General features: G+C 60.2%; 16 protein-coding genes. 7 read left to right on the top strand and 9 right to left on the bottom strand.

All coding sequences use genetic code 11. From position 1 onward, the window contains the following. Window positions 1-729: 729 nt before the first annotated feature. Genes SxD43FB_RS24575 through SxD43FB_RS00430 form a run of 3 tightly spaced genes read left to right on the top strand, consistent with a single transcriptional unit; the run spans window position 730 to window position 4,605 of the window. Window positions 730-1,857, top strand: a complete 1,128-nt coding sequence (locus tag SxD43FB_RS24575; RefSeq protein ID WP_141249437.1) for an N-6 DNA methylase — start codon at window positions 730-732, stop codon at window positions 1,855-1,857. Window positions 1,858-1,912: 55 nt separating this feature from the next. Further along, window positions 1,913-3,616, top strand: coding sequence for a zinc ribbon domain-containing protein (locus SxD43FB_RS00435; protein ID WP_141249436.1), 1,704 nt, complete (start codon window positions 1,913-1,915; stop codon window positions 3,614-3,616). After that, entirely contained in the window at window positions 3,616-4,605 is a 990-nt protein-coding gene (locus tag SxD43FB_RS00430) for a hypothetical protein (RefSeq protein ID WP_096060527.1), read from the top strand. The genes SxD43FB_RS00435 and SxD43FB_RS00430 overlap by 1 nt, the downstream gene beginning before the upstream one ends. A 101-nt stretch (window positions 4,606-4,706) precedes the next feature. Here SxD43FB_RS00430 and SxD43FB_RS00425 read toward each other — a convergent pair whose 3' ends face one another. Both SxD43FB_RS00425 and SxD43FB_RS00420 read right to left on the bottom strand, forming a co-directional pair. Then, complete coding sequence (locus SxD43FB_RS00425) at window positions 4,707-5,012, bottom strand: type II toxin-antitoxin system RelE/ParE family toxin (protein WP_096060526.1); 306 nt, start codon at window positions 5,010-5,012, stop codon at window positions 4,707-4,709. Then, the gene (locus SxD43FB_RS00420; RefSeq protein ID WP_021316614.1) at window positions 5,009-5,314 is read right to left on the bottom strand and encodes a type II toxin-antitoxin system RelB/DinJ family antitoxin; all 306 of its coding nucleotides are present in this window, start codon (window positions 5,312-5,314) and stop codon (window positions 5,009-5,011) included. Before SxD43FB_RS00420 ends, SxD43FB_RS00425 begins: the two co-directional genes overlap by 4 nt. Window positions 5,315-5,864: 550 nt before the next feature. On the opposite strand from SxD43FB_RS00420, the gene SxD43FB_RS00415 reads away from it, so the two are divergent. Then, the gene (locus SxD43FB_RS00415) at window positions 5,865-6,080 is read left to right on the top strand and encodes an AlpA family phage regulatory protein (RefSeq protein WP_021316615.1); all 216 of its coding nucleotides are present in this window, start codon (window positions 5,865-5,867) and stop codon (window positions 6,078-6,080) included. Beyond that, a complete protein-coding gene (locus SxD43FB_RS00410) occupies window positions 6,077-6,271 on the top strand; it encodes a helix-turn-helix domain-containing protein (protein WP_096060525.1) in 195 nt (64 codons plus the stop codon). Before SxD43FB_RS00415 ends, SxD43FB_RS00410 begins: the two co-directional genes overlap by 4 nt. Here the strand turns inward: SxD43FB_RS00410 and SxD43FB_RS00405 are convergent. The 4 genes from SxD43FB_RS00405 to SxD43FB_RS00390 form a co-directional block, all read right to left on the bottom strand. Then, window positions 6,246-7,556 carry a site-specific integrase gene (locus SxD43FB_RS00405; RefSeq protein WP_255245554.1) on the bottom strand — a complete coding sequence of 437 codons (1,311 nt, stop codon included), beginning with the start codon at window positions 7,554-7,556 and terminating at the stop codon, window positions 6,246-6,248. The genes SxD43FB_RS00410 and SxD43FB_RS00405 overlap by 26 nt on opposite strands. A 340-nt stretch (window positions 7,557-7,896) precedes the next feature. Beyond that, on the bottom strand, window positions 7,897-8,847 hold the full coding sequence (locus tag SxD43FB_RS00400; protein WP_096060523.1) for a fumarylacetoacetate hydrolase family protein: 951 nt from the start codon (window positions 8,845-8,847) through the stop codon (window positions 7,897-7,899). Window positions 8,848-8,926: 79 nt separating this feature from the next. Next, window positions 8,927-10,087, bottom strand: a complete 1,161-nt coding sequence (locus tag SxD43FB_RS00395; RefSeq protein WP_096060522.1) for a prolyl oligopeptidase family serine peptidase — start codon at window positions 10,085-10,087, stop codon at window positions 8,927-8,929. A 3-nt stretch (window positions 10,088-10,090) separates the two neighbouring features. Then, on the bottom strand, window positions 10,091-10,993 hold the full coding sequence (locus tag SxD43FB_RS00390) for a VOC family protein (RefSeq protein WP_096060521.1): 903 nt from the start codon (window positions 10,991-10,993) through the stop codon (window positions 10,091-10,093). Between the two features lie 133 nt (window positions 10,994-11,126). Between SxD43FB_RS00390 and SxD43FB_RS00385 the strand changes: the two genes are divergently transcribed. Continuing rightward, window positions 11,127-12,035 (top strand): LysR family transcriptional regulator, encoded by a 909-nt coding sequence (locus SxD43FB_RS00385; RefSeq protein WP_096060736.1) that lies wholly within the window; start codon window positions 11,127-11,129, stop codon window positions 12,033-12,035. A gap of 2 nt (window positions 12,036-12,037) precedes the next feature. On the opposite strand, the gene SxD43FB_RS00380 is transcribed toward SxD43FB_RS00385, so the two are convergent. The 3 genes from SxD43FB_RS00380 to SxD43FB_RS00370 are packed head-to-tail and all read right to left on the bottom strand — an operon-like array spanning window position 12,038 to window position 15,775. Continuing rightward, a complete protein-coding gene (locus SxD43FB_RS00380; protein ID WP_096060520.1) occupies window positions 12,038-12,817 on the bottom strand; it encodes an SDR family NAD(P)-dependent oxidoreductase in 780 nt (259 codons plus the stop codon). A 16-nt stretch (window positions 12,818-12,833) separates the two neighbouring features. After that, entirely contained in the window at window positions 12,834-13,253 is a 420-nt protein-coding gene (locus SxD43FB_RS00375; protein ID WP_096060519.1) for a nuclear transport factor 2 family protein, read from the bottom strand. A gap of 53 nt (window positions 13,254-13,306) precedes the next feature. Continuing rightward, window positions 13,307-15,775, bottom strand: a complete 2,469-nt coding sequence (locus SxD43FB_RS00370; protein WP_096060518.1) for a TonB-dependent receptor — start codon at window positions 15,773-15,775, stop codon at window positions 13,307-13,309. A gap of 200 nt (window positions 15,776-15,975) precedes the next feature. On the opposite strand from SxD43FB_RS00370, the gene SxD43FB_RS00365 reads away from it, so the two are divergent. Further along, on the top strand, window positions 15,976-16,785 hold the full coding sequence (locus tag SxD43FB_RS00365; protein ID WP_096060517.1) for an SDR family oxidoreductase: 810 nt from the start codon (window positions 15,976-15,978) through the stop codon (window positions 16,783-16,785).

Raw genomic sequence — 16,785 nt, 5'->3', positions numbered from 1 at the left:
AATCCGCGCAGCAGAGCGCGGCGAGATGTACCGATTTTCGAATCGTCAGACGGATATTCACCTTTCGGCATTGCCTTGCCTCCATCGGCTACGTCCTCTGGATTACATCTCGCAAAGGACTATCAGATATCGCTTATACAGCAAAAGAATGGCATTAATCAATAACCGATATCTCTTAATGAACTTGTGATTGAACAGGCGTCATCGTCGGTTACGAAACTTCCATGGGAAGACCGCCGCTCGGAGTAAAAACAACCGTTGTTCGTCTGCCGAATGGCTTGGCGGAGCGCATTGACGATCTGATCGGCCCCAATCGGCGCGCTCAGTTCATCCGCAGCCTCGTCGAAAAGGAGGTTGAACGATTGGAGAGCGAACGTACCGCAAAATCAGGCAGGCAGTCTTCACCCTGAAAGAAGCCTTCGGCTGCGGTTGTCGGGCAACTCACCAATCCGGCGGTAATTCTCACGCATTCCGCCATTCACCAGTTCTTGTGACATCGTGATTTGCAGTGTCGCCGCAGAATTGTGTGGCTCGTGCCTGAAGCCAATGCCCTTCCCGACGGACGGCAATGCGCCAAACTCCGCCACTCGACTGCCAAATCCTCGTGCTCAGAAGCAGACTCAGGTTCGCCCAGTATTCGTGGCGCTAAGATGCGCATTGGGTCCGCAGAATAAAGCTGGTACCCGGTTGACCTAGCCTCTATTGCCCATCGTATGGAGGCGATTTCAAATGACTGAATCAACACGCTACGATGGGAAGTTCTACACGCCTGCCCCCGTTGCAAAGCAGTTGGTCGCTCTCATTTCCGCCGAACCTAGCTATATTCTGGATCTCTGCTCCGGACCCGGTGCGCTGTCGGCGGCGGCGCTGGAGCGATGGAGGCCTAGTAGCATCGTGACCATCGACAAAGATCCTACGGTTCGGCCCTTTTTCAATGGGCTCGACCGGCTGGTGCATCGACATATAGTTGGGGACGCATTGCAGATTGACGGTAGTCATGGCTTAGGCGGTGATGGGTTCGACGTAGTGCTGACAAACCCGCCATTTGGGTATAGGCCGCGCTGCGATAACCTTTATCAGATTGTCGATAGGTCAATCGTCGGCCGGGGGCTCCGATCGGTGACGGCTGAGATGGCCGCGTTGGCACAAGCTTTTTGGTTTGCAAAGCCCGGTGCGACCGTGGCGTCGATCATGCCTGACACTCTTGTAGCAGGTGCTCGTGCGGCTTGGTTCAGGCAGCAAGTGGAGCACGTTGCCGACGTCTGCGCTATAAAGTCGCTTCCGCCTCATACGTTCCACCGCACAGACGCAAAAACGCATCTTGTAGTGTTGCGCAAACATTCATCATCGGCTGCTAGAGACAGCAACGCCGAGCCTGGCTGTTTCTATTCGTCTTCTGGGAACTGGCTAACTTCTGCAGCGGGCACGCCCGAACGCGTCGGTAATACACTTGCAGACCTAGGCGTGCAGGTCGTTCGCGGGGCAACCAATGCCACGAAGGCGCGTGCGGAGCGCCGAGCGCTATTTCATACTGATGGTTTTGCGGCTGCGGCAGAACATGGCGTTCTAGAGCTGAACGGGCATGAACCTTGCCCAAACGAGGTTGAGGCCGTGCCCGGCGACATTTTGATGGCCCGAGTCCATCGTAATATAGAAGCCAAAGTCGCGCTAGTGGCTCGCGGAACCCTTCCGATTTCCGACTGCGTTTATCGGCTTCGCTGCCCCAAATCTGTGACAGAAAGCGTTTGGCGCTGGCTTCGATCGTCGGATGGTCGCACTCGTTTATCTGCTGCCGTCCGCGGGGTGTCCGCTCGACACCTGCCAAAAAGTGAGTTGCTCAATATGATAGTCGGCTGACTAGGCTTGCCACGTTCGAAAGAGGTTCTAGTTAGTGCAAGAACGGGAGATAAGGGTGACGAAGCAAACGGACGATGACGATGGCTTCGAGGAACGGGCGGACCAGCTTACCGACGAGCAGATCAGAACCGACACTATTGTCCAGGATCATTTCGATGAGGTTAATCGCGCCCTTGTAAGCAAGGGGCTGACGCTGATCGTTGGTCCTCGTGGTTGCGGAAAGACCCATATGATGCGTTTTGCCGCAATCAGCTGTCGGCAAAAAGCATCGGCGCCCTTCGCAGTTTACGTCAGCTTCAACCGCTATCTCCGGCTCGAGCCCTTACTCAGTTCACGCTCGGATGCGATCACGCTTTTCCACTCTTGGGTCCTCGCTCTCATTGCATTAGCCTGTGCGGAGGCACTTGCCGCTGTGAGTGAAAAGTTTGGAAAAAAGCTATGGATTACGTTCCCGGTAAGTCACGACGAAGTGAGAAAGTTTGTTGAACGGGTGGAACGGGGCACTCCAACCTCCGATGTTGATCAGACGGTGATTGCTGCTCTGAGCATTCAGACGATTAAGGATCTTATTCGGGATGCTGCCGAGCTCGCTGATCGGAGACGATCAATTGTGCTATTGGATGACGCGGCATTGACGCTTACCCCGGAGTACCTAATCGAATTTTTTGACATTGTCCGCGTTCTTAAGGCGAGTGATATCTCGCCGAAGGCATCCGTATATCCTGGAACGACTGAATACGGGCCGCGTTTCCATGCAGATCACGAGGGGCGATCAGTGCCCGTCTGGTTGTCAGTTACTGAACCCCGCTATCTCGACGTAATGCGCGACATCGGTCAGCGTCGGCTAGCTGGATCCGATGCTGTGCCGGAAGCTGTGGCTAAATCGCTGATGTATGCGGCCTTTGGCGTGCCGCGAGCGTACTTGACGATGATGCGGGCCTGGATGGACAAGGCGGACACAACGTCGGAGCAAGCCGTTCTGAACCAGCTTATCCGGGATCACCGTGATGCGCGGATATCTGAGTTCAAGTCTCTTGCGTTAAAACTGCCTAAATTGAGTTCGTTGGTCACGACAGGCGTCACATTCTTCGCCTCACTTGTTGACGTCCTAAGAGATGCAAACGCCGACAGCACAACCGAAGGCATCCAGCTGCAAGTAGGTATAAACGCTGATGGCTTTGACCCACTAACAAATCGAATGCTCAATCTTCTAATTGAAGCAGGACTGGTGCGAGAGGAGGCGGAGGTATCGCACGGACCCGACCGGCGGCTGCGGCGGATATCGCCTCATGTCGGCGCACTTATCGCTGACCGAGCCATTTTTAAGGGCCGCGGTGGCGGAGCGCGATTGATCGTTGACGCATTAGGGGGAAAGAAATCAAAGCATCCTGTGCGACGGGTGATCTCCCGGCTCATAGATCAAGGCAGTCTCGAATCCCTGCGATACGACTTGCCTCCATGTCAGCACTGCCAGACTCCGCGGCTAAACGATACACAGCGCTTCTGTCATGCATGCGGGAAAAAGCTCTTAGATGGCTCTACGTTCACCCGGTGCATGGCACTACCGATCAGCGAAATTCCGAATCTTTCGCAATTTACCCAAGAAGCGCTTCGGGAACGTAAAATAGAGACGATTGGCAGCCTTGTCACAATGCAGGATCCCGGGTCAGAGCTGCGTAAAGCGCGCGGTGTGGGTCCGCACCGCTCCAGTCGCGTTTTGGAACGAGTGAACGACTTTGTCGACGAGTTCCTTTCGTGATGTCGGACGCTGCCGATTACCGCGCACTTACAACGCTGCAGGCGCTTCCGAATCTCTCGACAGTGTCTATGTTCGATCCGACGCCTCTTGGCCGTGAGAGCAGTCCAATTGATTTGTTCATCGCCAGTACTGACGAGATCAATCAATTATATCTTCAGTACATCGGAGGTGGAATTCCGGCTCCGCTCGGTAGTCTAGTCTTGCTGGGATACACTTCGGCGGTCGAGTCCTACGTTCGGGCGGTGATCCGGAGAACCGTGCTTGGCGACGCAATTTCAGGTAGCCGCGCAGCGTTGCAGACGCTGCCTTACGGAGCCGCTTATCATCATGCGAAGGACCGCCTGCCCGAAGCACTACTCGAGAGCTACTCTTTTTCCAGCCCAAAGAATATCACAGATGCCCTGAAGGAAGTGTTGGGGATCGACGTGAAGGGGTCGGAGATGCAAGCGGTGATGGACGACTTCGCTCGAATCTGCGAGCTGCGTCATTGCTGTGTCCACCGGGGTGGGCGTTTGGGGAGCCGCAACGCCATCCGGCTCGGCCTAGATGCGCACGGACAGCTTCTCGAGCGCCCGTTCCGCCCGTCAATTGACGATCTACAAGGTATCGCTGACACTCTTCGCACCTTCGTCAAGACGCTAAATAACTTTCTTTTCGCCACGGTGCTTGAGCGTACGGTCCGTCACGGAGGCGCGACGGTGCCGGACGTGCCTTGGACGTGGAAGTGGAGTTGGTCCGAGGATCGCCCATACTTCACGAGATATTACCAGATTTTCTCATCTCAGGCCGACGTCCCGCAATCTCCCACTGTGCGCCGGGCCTACGCAAGTTTTGCGGCAAACGTAAAACCTGGCGGGCCCTATTGGCTGAACGCGCGGACGGCACGCCGACTAGCGAACGCTGCCGCGCAGGCCGCCGTCCCGACTGAAGCAGTAACAGGCACAATGCCGGTAGAGTTGGCCCAGAGCGATCCCTCGTCTGCTGCTTAGTCGAGCAACGCCTCGCCAATGGCAGCTATTTCCGCATCTTTGCTTCGGAGCCGACATTCGCCTATCGGCCAATCGTTCACCAACGGGGGGTATCTGGCAGCTTACTCCGGGGCGAACTCCGGGGGAATGTCGTGGGGCCACATGCGCGCTCCATGGATCACGCGAAGGATGCGGACAGTATTCCCGATGATCTGGTAAGGTGCGATATAGGGCGTGTGCGCGATCACCAATTCGCGCGTGCCTTCGATGCGGCCTGGACGCCCGCTATTCGGGAAGTCTTTGAGGCGCTGGGCTGCTGCCTCGATCCGATCGTCCACATCGGCGGCGGCTTGCGGATTATCCTCGGCAATCCAGATGAATATCGCCAGACGATCAGTCGTCGCCCGATTGGACCAAGCAAGTTTCATTGCACCGGCTTGATGCCCTTTCGCGCGTTCGCGCGAAGCTCAGCAAATCGCGCGGAAACTTCGGCATCGTCAATGTCGGGCCGATCATCGTCCAGCGCCTCCTGCACTCGCGCCCGGAACCACTGGTCATAGGCTTGCCGCTCTACCAGCAGCTCCATGGGGGCAACGCCCTCGCGTGCGGTGCGAGTCAGAAGGATGCGCACGGCGTCCGATACCGTAAGCCCCATTCGCTCGAACACGGCGGAGGCGCGGTCCTTTACGTCCGAATCGATTCGGGTCTGAATAAGGGCATTGTTTGCCATGGGATCACTCCTTCTCCTCATATGTAATTCAATCGCATGACAATTGCCATCGGGAAACCGCACAGCCTTTTGGTGCGAGCGTCACCAAAATGTGCAAATCGGCACTGAAGTGCCGAAAGCGGCAGTGTAGTGCCTACTTCAGGAACTTCATTTCCTATCCACTTGCACACTCGAAAAAACCGAGACAGCTTATGCACCGGAGGCATAGCAAAAGACGGCTTGGCGGGTCGTCAACAAGAGGTCCGCCATGGCGTGCGACTCGAACAGGTCGATTGCTATCATTTTCAGGGCTAAGCGCCCGCTGCTTGCCCTTGCAAGGCACCGCCCCGCTTTCTCCCGGCAAAAGGCGACCGCCGCTTGCCGCCTGGGGCCACCGATGATCCCCTATGACTGCCGCCTGCGCGAAATCTCCGCCGATCCCCGACATTTGCCGCCGTAGGCCCGCAATAGCCCTATGCGCGCCGATTGCCCCTTGCGGGCTGAGGGACGGCCCGCATTGTTCAACTCTCATGGGGGAAAGGCATAACTGGCGCACATATGGAATAAGTCGATGTCCAACACCGATCGTATCATCCGATTGAAGACCGTTCTGGCCCGCACCGGGCTTTCCCGTTCAACCCTTTACCGCAAGATCGCGGACGGGACGTTTCCCGCTCAAATCAGAATCAGCGTTCATGGCGCTGGCTGGCGGGAGTCGTCCGTCGAGCGCTGGATGGCCGATCCTGTCAGCTATCGCGAGGAACGGGCCGGGAGCCATGCCCAATGACCGCGCTCCCGCCCCCCGATCCGATCTGCGTCCGCGTCAATGAAGCGGCGCGCATGATCGGCGTCGGTCGCACCAAGCTCTATGAACTGATCGCGGCTGGCGAGGTTGAAACGGTGAAGCTCGGCAAGGCAACCCGTATCACCACCGCCAGCCTGCACGATTTGGTCAGGCGGCAACGCGGAGCGTTGTAGGGTCGGACGCCGTTGCGGCGGCGTCCTTCCCCTTGCCGCTCTGTGTCTCTGTCCGGTCGAGATATTCGGCCCAACGCGCCATGAGACTGCGCCGCTTCTCGAAAAAGTCGGTGCGGCGATAGGCGGCTTCGACCTTGTTGGGCAGCTTGTGCGCCAGCGCCTTGTCGGCAACTTCCTTCGGGAAGCGCGTTCGCTCCGCTGCCCAATCGGTAAAGGATGAACGGAAGCCGTGGACCGTTATCCCTGCGATTCCGTCATCTCGCAACAGCTTGGTCATAGTTACATCGCTGATCGGCTTCTCACCATTATGTGAGAACACAAGCCCGGTGTCGCTGGTGCGCTCTTTCCAACGCTTGCGCAGCAGCGCAACGACAGGCGCGGAAAGCGGCACGATATGGGTTTCCCGTGCCTTCATCCGTTCGCCTGGAATGGTCCAAATGCCCTTGTCCAAGTCAAACTCTGTCCAGACGGCAAAGCGCGTCTCGTTGGAGCGCACGGCATTGTAGATGGTAAAGCGCAGCGCGTCCCGGCCCGTTGTCGGCGCTGCCACCGCCAGCTTCTGCATAAGCGCTGGAACATCGACATAGGGCATGGCCTCCATATGACCGCGCTTGTCGTTCTGGCGCGGAAGCCCTTTGCGAACGGAACGCAGCGACACTTCCCCCGGCACCCAGCCTTTGACGTGCGCAAAATCCAAAACAACGCTTATGCGCTGCAAAATACGGCGGGCAGTTTCCGGAATTTCGAGCCAGATCGGCGCGAGCGCCTCGACCACGCAGGCGCTATCTACTTGATCTACCGGCTTCTTGCCGATCTTCGGGAACAGATGCTTTTCGAAGCTAGCAAGCCACTTCACATGGTGCCCGCCATTCCAGCCTTCGCGTAACGTCTCGTGGCAAGTCCGAGTCGCGGCTTCGAAGTTGGGCACGATCTTTCGCGCCTTCCGCCGCTCGGCGACTGGATCAAAGCCCTCTCGGACTCGGCGACGTAGTGCTGCTGCTGCTTCACGCGCCTCGGCTAGCGATACGTCCAACGCTGATCCCAGCCCATAGTCACGGCGTTGGCCGTGTCTCTGCATTCGCAGAACCCATGTCCGCGCCCCGCTGTCCTTCACGAGCAAGCAAAGGCCACGACTATCGGTATGGCGACCGGGTTTCGCGTTCTTAACTTTCAAAGTTGTTAGTGCCATCAGGTTCGGTTCCCTATTAGGGAATTTTCTGCCTGTGTTCCCACAAACTGGTCCCACATTTCGTAGCAAAAAATGATCCCACTGTTGTTCCCACATTTTGATGCGGGTTCAGACAAATCAGGGCGACCGACCGCGAACAGGCTACAACAAAAATCACCGATGTTACAATGTGCTTACGGACGCCATGAACCCGCCTGACACGATACTTTTAGCGACTCCTCCGCTACCATTTTTCAGATCATCGCGCCCCAGACAGGGATATGGTCCAGCCGGTATCGGTGGGATGTGCGGATTTGGTGCGGCTATGGTGGGCCGCGCTAAGCTACAGGCGCACGTCTGCCTGCTCTCCACGAGCGGACGGAACGTATCCGCGCAATGGCGCGGTTACGTCTACATCAACTTTGCTTCGGGCCGTTGCCCGGTACGGGCGGACTGATTACCCCTTCACCACCCGCTGATCGATAACGCCGAAGGGTGATGCCCCCTCGCCTGCGCGCATCGCGACGCGGCTGCCGAAGGGGAGGAAGGCGGTTTTGGGGGCGCCATGGGCAATCATTTCGATTGCGCGGCGTTCGGACAGGCAGGTGGAGCCGACCGTTTCATGCTCCGCGTTGGATACGGTGCCGGAGCCGATGATCGTGCCGGCCGGCAGCGATCTCGAACGGGCGGCGTGGGCGATCAGTTCGTGGAAGCCATAGGCCATCGCCGCGCCATTGGGATGGCCGAACCATTCCCCATCCACCTCGACCGTCAGCGGCAGGCAGACGCGGCCATCGCGCCAGGCATCGCCCAGCGTATCGGGCGTCACCGCAAATGGCGCGACGCTGCAAGCGGGCTTGGCCTGTATCCAGCCAAAGCCGGTCTTCATCTCGACCGGCGCGATCGCGCGGAGCGACCAGTCGTTGATCAGGACAAGGAACCGGACATGGCGTAGCGCGTCGGCGGCCGAACAGCCCATCGGCACATCATCGGTGATGACGCCGAACTCGCCCTCGAAATCGATGCCATCCGCTTCGCTGGGGAAGGGCACATCGTCGGTCGGCGCAATGAACTGGTGACTCATCCCCTGATACATGAGCGGCAGGTCGGTTTCGATCGGCGGCATGTTGAACGCCGTTTCCATCAATTTGGCGTGATTGGTAAAGGCCGACCCGTCCAGCCATTGCCAGGCACGCGGCAAGGGTGCGGCGAAATCGGCGGGTGTAACCACTTCGCCCGACGCTGCATCCTGCGCGGCCGCAGCCAGTGCATCCTGCGCCGCATCCCAATCGTCCAGCGCCGCCTGCAGCGTGGCATAGCCCTTGACCGGCGCGACGCGCGCGCCATCGTCGCTGACCGCTACCAGCGTGCCGTCACGGCCGCCGCGCTTCAATGTTGCCAGACGCATTGTTCACTCCCCTGCAAAAAATCGGCGACGGCGGGATCATGGCCCGCCGTCGCATTATAGTGTTGCGATGGTCAGCCGCTTAGCCAGCGTGGCCGTTCAGCGTGTCGGCAAACCAGTCGGCGATATAGTCGCAGCCAAAGCTCATATTGTCGGCCCCGACATGTTCGACCCCGCCTTCCCGCTCGGTGAACAGCTTGAGTTCGCGACGCGGCGAATTGACGAGTTGGTCATAGCAATCCTGCGCATAATCGACGCTGATCTGCCGGTCCTTCGCGCCATGGGTGACGAGGAACGGCACCTTGACGCCATCCATATGGCCGCCATTCAGGTTCATGTCCTTCGCCTTTTCCAGGAAGTCCTCCATGGTGTCGGCACCGAAGGCCCACATGACATGCGCCCAATAATGGGGGACGGGATTTTCGCCTTCCCGGTTCAACCGCTTCTGCTGCACCTCGGCCCAATTATGATTGGCACCCCAGCAGGCGCCGCTGGCAAAGCGCGGTTCATAGGCGACGGCGCGCGGCGCGAAATGGCCGCCCAGCGAAATGCCGGTCATGCCGATGCGCTTGGGATCGGCGTCGGCCTGGGTTTCCAGCCAGTCGACCGCCTTGCTCGCCCAATTTTCGCTATGCGGATCGACCGGCAGATTCTGCAAGCGCAGCGCTTCGCCGCTGCCCGGCTGATCGACGCTCAGCGTCGAAATGCCGCGCCGTGCCAGCGCTTCGGGCAGATTGGACCAGTAGAGCAGTTCCTTGCAGCTATCGAGGCCATTGCAATAGACGACGACCGGATGCGGCCCTGGTCCGGGCGCACGGGTATAAAGCGCGGGCATCGTGCCCTGCGCCAACGGGATTTCCACCCGCTCGCGATTGATCTTGCCCAGCACCGTCGAGCGATCGAAGATGTCGCGCGCCTTGGCATAGGTTGCTTCGCGGCCCGGAGCGCCATGGCCCTGCATCCGTTCGGCCACGAACAGATACAGCGCCGCGCGCTCCATCTTGTCGGAGGCGGAGAAAGCGCGCCCGGCGGCGATGTCTTCATCGGCGAGGCCGATCAGCCGCTCGGCCATCGCGACCCACTGCGCCATGAACTGGGGCGTACCCGCATCCGCGCCGGAGGCCGCCGCGTCACGGATCGGCTGGCACATATCGACGATTTCGCCGATCTTGCCGCCGCTTTCCAGCGCGATGGAAACCGACAGGTTCCAGATATAGTTGGGGAAATATTCAAACAAAGCCATGGCTTATACCTCTACCGGCTGAAACAGGCCCTTGTCGGCCTCTGGATGGGGCATGGTCTGGGGTCCGCCGACGCCAACACCCCACTGGTCCATCACGGTCGGTCCAGGCACATGGACCTGATCGACATGATGTTCGAAATCGACCTCTTCCAGTTCCGACGTATATTCGACCGCAAAGCCGTTCGGCGTCGTGAAATAGCTGAACGTGTTGTTCCCGGCGGTATGACGCCCCGGACCCCACAGGATGTCGGTGCCCTTTTTGCGCAGGCGGCTGATGCCGCGCATCATGTCGTCCACCGTCAGCATGTCATAGGCGACATGATTGAGGCAGGCCGGCCCCGGCAGCACCGCAAGCCGGTGATGCGCGCTGTTGCAGCGCAGGAAACACATGAAATCGCCCAGCCAGTCGCTGACCCGCATGCCCAGCACATCGACGAAGAATTGCACCATCGCCTTGTGATCGGGCGAGTGCAGAACGATGTGGCTGATCTTCTGCGGCACGCCGTCCCAGCGGTGCATTTCGCGGGCCGTGCCGCGCGCGACATCGCTCGAAATTTCGAACGGCAGGCCGTCGGGCGAGAAGAAGCGGAAGCCATAGCCGCCGCCCAGTGTGGTGAGGTCACGCGGCGCGAAGATGATCTGGCATCCGGCATCCGTCACCTTTTGATGCAGGGCATCGACATCAGCGCGGCTGTCGGCCGCCAGGGCAATGACATCGACGCGCTTGTCCTCGGCGGCACGCAGGCGGACGACATGATGTTCGTCATTCCCCTCTGCGGCGAAGTGCAGCATGCCATCCTGCATGCCGACGTCCTTCAGCCCCCAGACGTCGCGGTAGAAGCTCTGTTCGGCTTCCAGATCAGTGACGGCATAGCCGACAAAGCGAATTTCAGTGACGCGGCTCATAATGATCCTGCTCCAATATTGTGGGTCGGTTCGTCCACCGACGACCTCGTCGCAAGCATATAGGGCGGTTCTGCACGATTGATAAAAGGATTGTTTTGATGCAATTCAATTCATGTCGTGAATGGAGAGACATGTGCGTTTCAAGGGTCTGGACCTCAATCTGCTGGTGGCGTTCGACGCGCTGATGGTCGATCGCAGCGTGTCGCGCGCGGCGCAGCGGGTAAATCTCAGCCAACCCGCGATGAGCAATGCGCTCTCGCGGCTGCGCGCCTATTTCGGCGATGACCTGCTGATCGCGCATAACAAGCGCATGTATCCGACGCCCTTTGCCGAAACGTTGATCCCGCAGGTGCAGGCGGCACTGGCGACGATGGAAAGCGTGGTGGCGACCTCCCGCCATTTCGATCCCGCGACGTCCAGCCGCACCTTCCGGGTCATGACGTCGGACTATATCGCCACCGCCGTTCTCTTCCCGATGATCACCCGCCTCGCTTCGGCCGCGCCGGGTGTGCGGGTCGAACTGCTCCTACCCAGCCAGAGGCGGATCGAATTGCTCGACAATGGCAATATCGACCTGCTGATCACGCTGGAAGCCTATCTCACGCCCGAACTACCGTCCGACTTCCTGCTGGAGGATCGCTACTGGCTGGTGGGCCGGGCCGACCATCCCGCGCTGGTCGAGGGGATCACTCTGGAGACGATGCAGGCCTATGAGCATGTGATGGTCGCGATCGGCGAGGAACGATTGCCGAGTTTCGGCGATGCCTATCTCGACCGGATCGGCATCCAGCGGCGCGTGGCGATGACCGCGCCCAATTTCGCCATGCTGCCCTGGCTGTTGCAGGAGACCGACTGGCTGACGCTGATGCAAGGGCGGCTGGCACATCTGATGCAGCGCAATTTCGCCATCACGATCGTCCCGCCGCCGGTGCCGATCCCGCCGCTCGTCGAAATGGCGCAATATCATGTCACGCGCAGTAACGACCCCGGCCTGCGCTGGCTGATCGACACGATCCGGGCGCAGGCGGCGGACACCGCCTGACCCTAAACCCCGGTCATGCCCGCCGTGGATGCACCGTCGATCGCATATTCGCCGCCGGAGATGAACGCCGCTTCGTCCGACCCCAGAAACGCCACCAGCGCGGCGATTTCCTCGACCCGGCCCATCCGGCCCAACGGCGACATGCCTTCATAAGCGGCGCGCGCGGCGTCGGGCGATGGCGACTTGGCGATGATCGCGCTGATCATCTCCGTCTCCACCACGCCGGGCAAAATGGCGTTGCAGCGGATCGGCAGCTTTTCCGTGGCGCAATGGATGGCGATCGACTTGGCCATCGCCAGCACGGCGGCCTTCGTCACCGAATAGGCCATATAATTGCCCATCACCTTATGCGCCGACATGGACGAATTGATGATGATCGACCCGCATGGCCCGCCCGGATTGGCGCGCATTAGGCCAAGCGCCGTGCGTGCGGTCAGCATGACCCCGGTCTGATTGACCCCGATGATGCCGTTCCATCCGTCCATCGAGATCGATTCGACACTGCCGTCATTGCTTTCAGTCCCGGCATTGGCGAAGACGATGTCCAGCCGGCCGAACTCGGTGGCGATCAGGTCCGCGACCCGCGCCCAGTCGGCTTCCTCCTGCACCCGCGCCTTGACGAAGCGCGCGCCCGTCTCCGCGCTCAAGGTCGCGGCGGCATCCTCCTTCGATCCGGTGAACACCAGCTGCGCGCCATCGCGCGCCAGCCGCTGCACCGTCGCGCGTCCGATGCCCGACGTGCCGCCCGTGACCAGAGCCACCTTGCCCGTTAGATCAGCCATGTCGTTTCCTTGTCCTTCAGTCAGCCATCAGCGTGCCGGACGCCCGCGCGATCAGTGCCGTGTCGAAATAATAGGGGGTGATGCCGCAAAATTTGTCGCCGCGCAGGTGGAAAACTTCGCACAGCGGCAGGGTCATGCGTTCGCCATTATGCCGCGACGTCGCTTTGATCGTCACCATCACGATCGCATGATCGTCAGATATGGTGATATCGCCGGTTTCGAGCGCCGCATCGTCCCAGAAGCTGAACACCTTGGTATAGAGTTCGCGCAGCGCTGCCTTGCCCAGATATTCCCCGCCAAAGGGCAGGCTGTCGGCCTCGACGATGCGGAAATCGTCGGTCATCATCGCTTCGGCTGCGTCCCATTGGCCAGAGCCGGTGAGCGCATAAATCTGTTCGACCATCGCCTTGACGGCGGCATAGCGTTGCGGGTCCATCTCTCTCTCCCAAAACAAGGCCGCCCCCGACCATCGGCCGGGGGCGCAACCTATCAGAACCTGGTGCTGAGTTGCACCATCACCGTGCGCGGCAGCGTGCCAAAGCCCAGCTGGTCGGCATGGGCCGGGACTGCCCCACCCGATGCGCCGCCGGTCGAGGGGCCATCGACCACGCCGGTCACATAGAAGCGGTTGGTCAGGTTCTTGCCGATCAACGCCACCTGCCAGCGATCATCCTCGGCCCCGACACGAATGCCCGCGTCCAGCGTCGCATATTTGCTCTGGCGCGAATCGGGGTTGCCGAAGCCGGAGGGGAGGTAGGAACCGCTGTAGCGCACGTCCGCATTCAGGCCGAGCATCAGCCCATTGCCCATTGGCGTGTCATAGGAAGCGCCGATCGTCCCCGTCCATTCCGGCGCGACCGACAAGGCCTGGCCGCTCAGATCCTGGCGCACGCCGCCGCCCGGCAGCACGATGTTGCACCCTTCGCCCACGCTTTGTCCGGCATAGCAGGGGGCCTGCGGGAAGCTGGTATAGCGGGCACGGTTATAGTTGATCGACCCATGGATATTGAGGCCCGCCACCGCACGCGGCGCATATTCGAAATCGACCTCGACACCCTTGGTCCGCGCGTCGGCGGTCAGGGTCTGGAAGGCGAAGATGGGCGAGTTGAAGAAATCGACCTGCAAATCCTTATACGCATAGCTGTAGACGCTCAGGTTCAGGCGCAGCTGATTGTCGGCCAGCGTCGTCTTGACCCCGCCTTCGAAACCGCGCGCCCGTTCGGGATCGAAGGTCAGATCGGCGACCGGGTCGGCCGACAGCTTGGAATTGATGCCGCCGTTCGAAAAGCCGCCGGATTTATAGGCGGTCTTATAGGCACCATATATCAATATGCCATTCACAGGCTTCCAGGTGATCGACGCTTCGGGCGACCAGTTGTTGAACGTCTGATCGGCGGTGATGACGCCCAGGCCATCGGGGTCATTCTGGTCGCGGAAGATCGCCGCCACCCCGGCATTATTATAGGGCTGGGTGAAATAGCTGTCCTTGGTCTCATGCGTATAACGCGCACCCACCGCCAGTTCGAGCGTCGGCACGATCTTCCACGTCGCCTGCCCGAACAGGGCAACCGTCTCGCCATCGGTGAAGCTCGTCTTGCGCGTGGCGAGATATTCATCCTCCGGCGCGGCGGCGCTGTTGGTCAGGCCGCCCAGCACGATATATTGGTCGAAGGTCCGCTTGGTCTTTTGATACAGCCCGCCGACCATCAGGTTGACCGGCCCGTCGAAGCTGGTCAGCGCCCGGAATTCGGTCGAAAAAGCGTCGAAGGTCGAATTTTCGGTCGCCCAATTGGATGCCACGCTCGACTGGAAATCGCAGGCACAGGCCCAGCGGTTGTTGTTCCAATTATAGTTGGTCACCGACGTCAGCGTGACATCGTCCAGCTCATAATTGATGTTCGCGGTGACCGCCCAGCTCTTGTAGCGATTATAGAGGCTGCCGTCCGATTTGGCATAGGGGATCTGCGCCGCGAACTCGGCAGGCAGCTTGTTCTGGTGCGTCACGAAATCGCGGGCGCAGGCATAGCCGTTGAGCTGGCTCTCGCCGCTGGGGCAATTATAGGCGACATAGTTCCAGCTGTTGTTGTTGGTCTTGTTATAGGAACCCGACGCCTTGAGCGTGGCGGTCAACCGGTCGGTCGGCTCCCATTTCAGCGTCACGCGGCCGAGCAGCTCTTTCTCGCCGGGCTGTTCCTCCGGCGCGGGGTTGGCGACCGCAAAGCCCGTCGCGCCCGTCGCGATGTCGAAGGTGGGATAGTCGATCGGCGTCGAGACGTTGCGATAATAGCCGCCATACATTTTCGACGCGCGCACCGCGACGCGCACGCCCAGCGTGTCGGTCAGCGGGCCGGACCCGACAAATTCGGCCTGCGCCTGCTGCGCCTTGAACTCGTAACCGGCGCGCGCCTTGAACTCCGGCGTCGATGTCGGATCGGCGGTGGTCAGCGAAATGACGCCTGCCGTCGCATTCTTGCCGAAGAACAGGGCCTGCGGCCCTTTGAGGATTTCCACGCCGCCAAGGTCGAAAAAGCCTTCGTTGATGATCCGGCCCTGGCCATAATAGACCCCGTCAACCACCACCGCGACTGACTGTTCGATACCGATCGAGGTGGACGACGAACCGATGCCGCGCAGCGTCAATTGCGCGCCCGACCCGTTGGAGGCGCGGCCGACATTGAGGTTGGGGGTGCGCGCCGCGATCTTTTCGATCGAGGTCAGATCCTGCCGCTGGATCAGTTCAGCGGAAATGGCCGTGACGGCGACCGGCACATCCTGCACGCTTTCCTCACGCTTGCGCGCGGTGACGACGATGTCGGTCAGGCCGCCTTCCTGCACCGCCTGCGTCACTGCCTGCGGGGCAACATCCTGCGCGAACAGCGGCTGGGCAAGGCCCATCGACAGCGCCATGGCGCTGGTCGCCATCGCATAAGCTGATCGTTGCGCGAAAATCCTGGTCATTACTAAACCCTCACCTGATTATATTCTCGAAATCGCATCGGGATGTGGCACGCCGTAGCGGCACGCCTGCCCGTCGGCCCTCAATGCGCGTATCGTCCCAGGAGCGAACCTGCAAAAAACGGCAGGTGAAGCAAAGGCGCGCAGGGCGGACAAGCAGGGGTGCAAAAGACGCGCCCTTGTGAGGGCGGAACGGGAAGGGAATGGCTGTGGCAGGACGATTGGACGGACGCGTGGCGCTGGTATCGGGCGCGCTTAGGGGGATTGGCCATGCCATCGCGCAATGCCTGGCAGCCGATGGCGCGACCACCATCATCACCGATCTGGACGCGCCCGACAGCCAGCCCGTCATCGACATTCTCGCGGCGATGCCGAACGCCCGCTACCTCCGCCTCGACGCGACCGAGGAATCGGCGTGGCAGGCGGCGCGCGACGCCATCGAGGCCGACCATGGCCGACTCGACATCCTCGTCAACAATGTCGGCGCGGACCTGACCGGCAAGGTGCAGGATATCGAGCTGGCGTCGTGGCGGCGGCTGATGACGCTCAACATGGACACGGTGTTTCTGGGCACCAAGACCTTTCAGCCGATGCTTGCCCGCACCGGCGCGACCACGCCCTATGGCTCCAGCATCGTCAATATCAGCTCGATCATGGGCTTGGTCGGCATGGGCGAGGTATCGGCCTATAATGCGTCTAAGGGCGCGGTGCGGCTGTTCACCAAATCCAATGCGCTGGAATTTGCCGATGCGGGCGTGCCGATCCGCGTCAACTCCGTCCATCCCGGCTTCGTCGACACGCCCCTGCTGCGCAAAGGCATGGAGCGCTGGGCCGAACGCGACGGCACGGTGACCGCGCAGGAGTTGATCGCGCAGATGGCCGAAACCACGCCGGTCAAACGCCTCGCCCAACCGATCGAAATCGGCAAGGTCGTCGCCTTCCTCGCCAGCGACGACGCCAGCTACATGACTGGCAGCGAAGTCGTGGTCGATGGCGGCTGGACCGCGCGCTAA

This window comes from Sphingobium sp. D43FB, assembly GCF_002312805.1.
GTDB lineage: Bacteria > Pseudomonadota > Alphaproteobacteria > Sphingomonadales > Sphingomonadaceae > Sphingobium.
The sequence above is the reverse complement of the archived record's forward strand: the minus strand, read 5'-3'. Positions and strand labels throughout refer to the sequence as shown.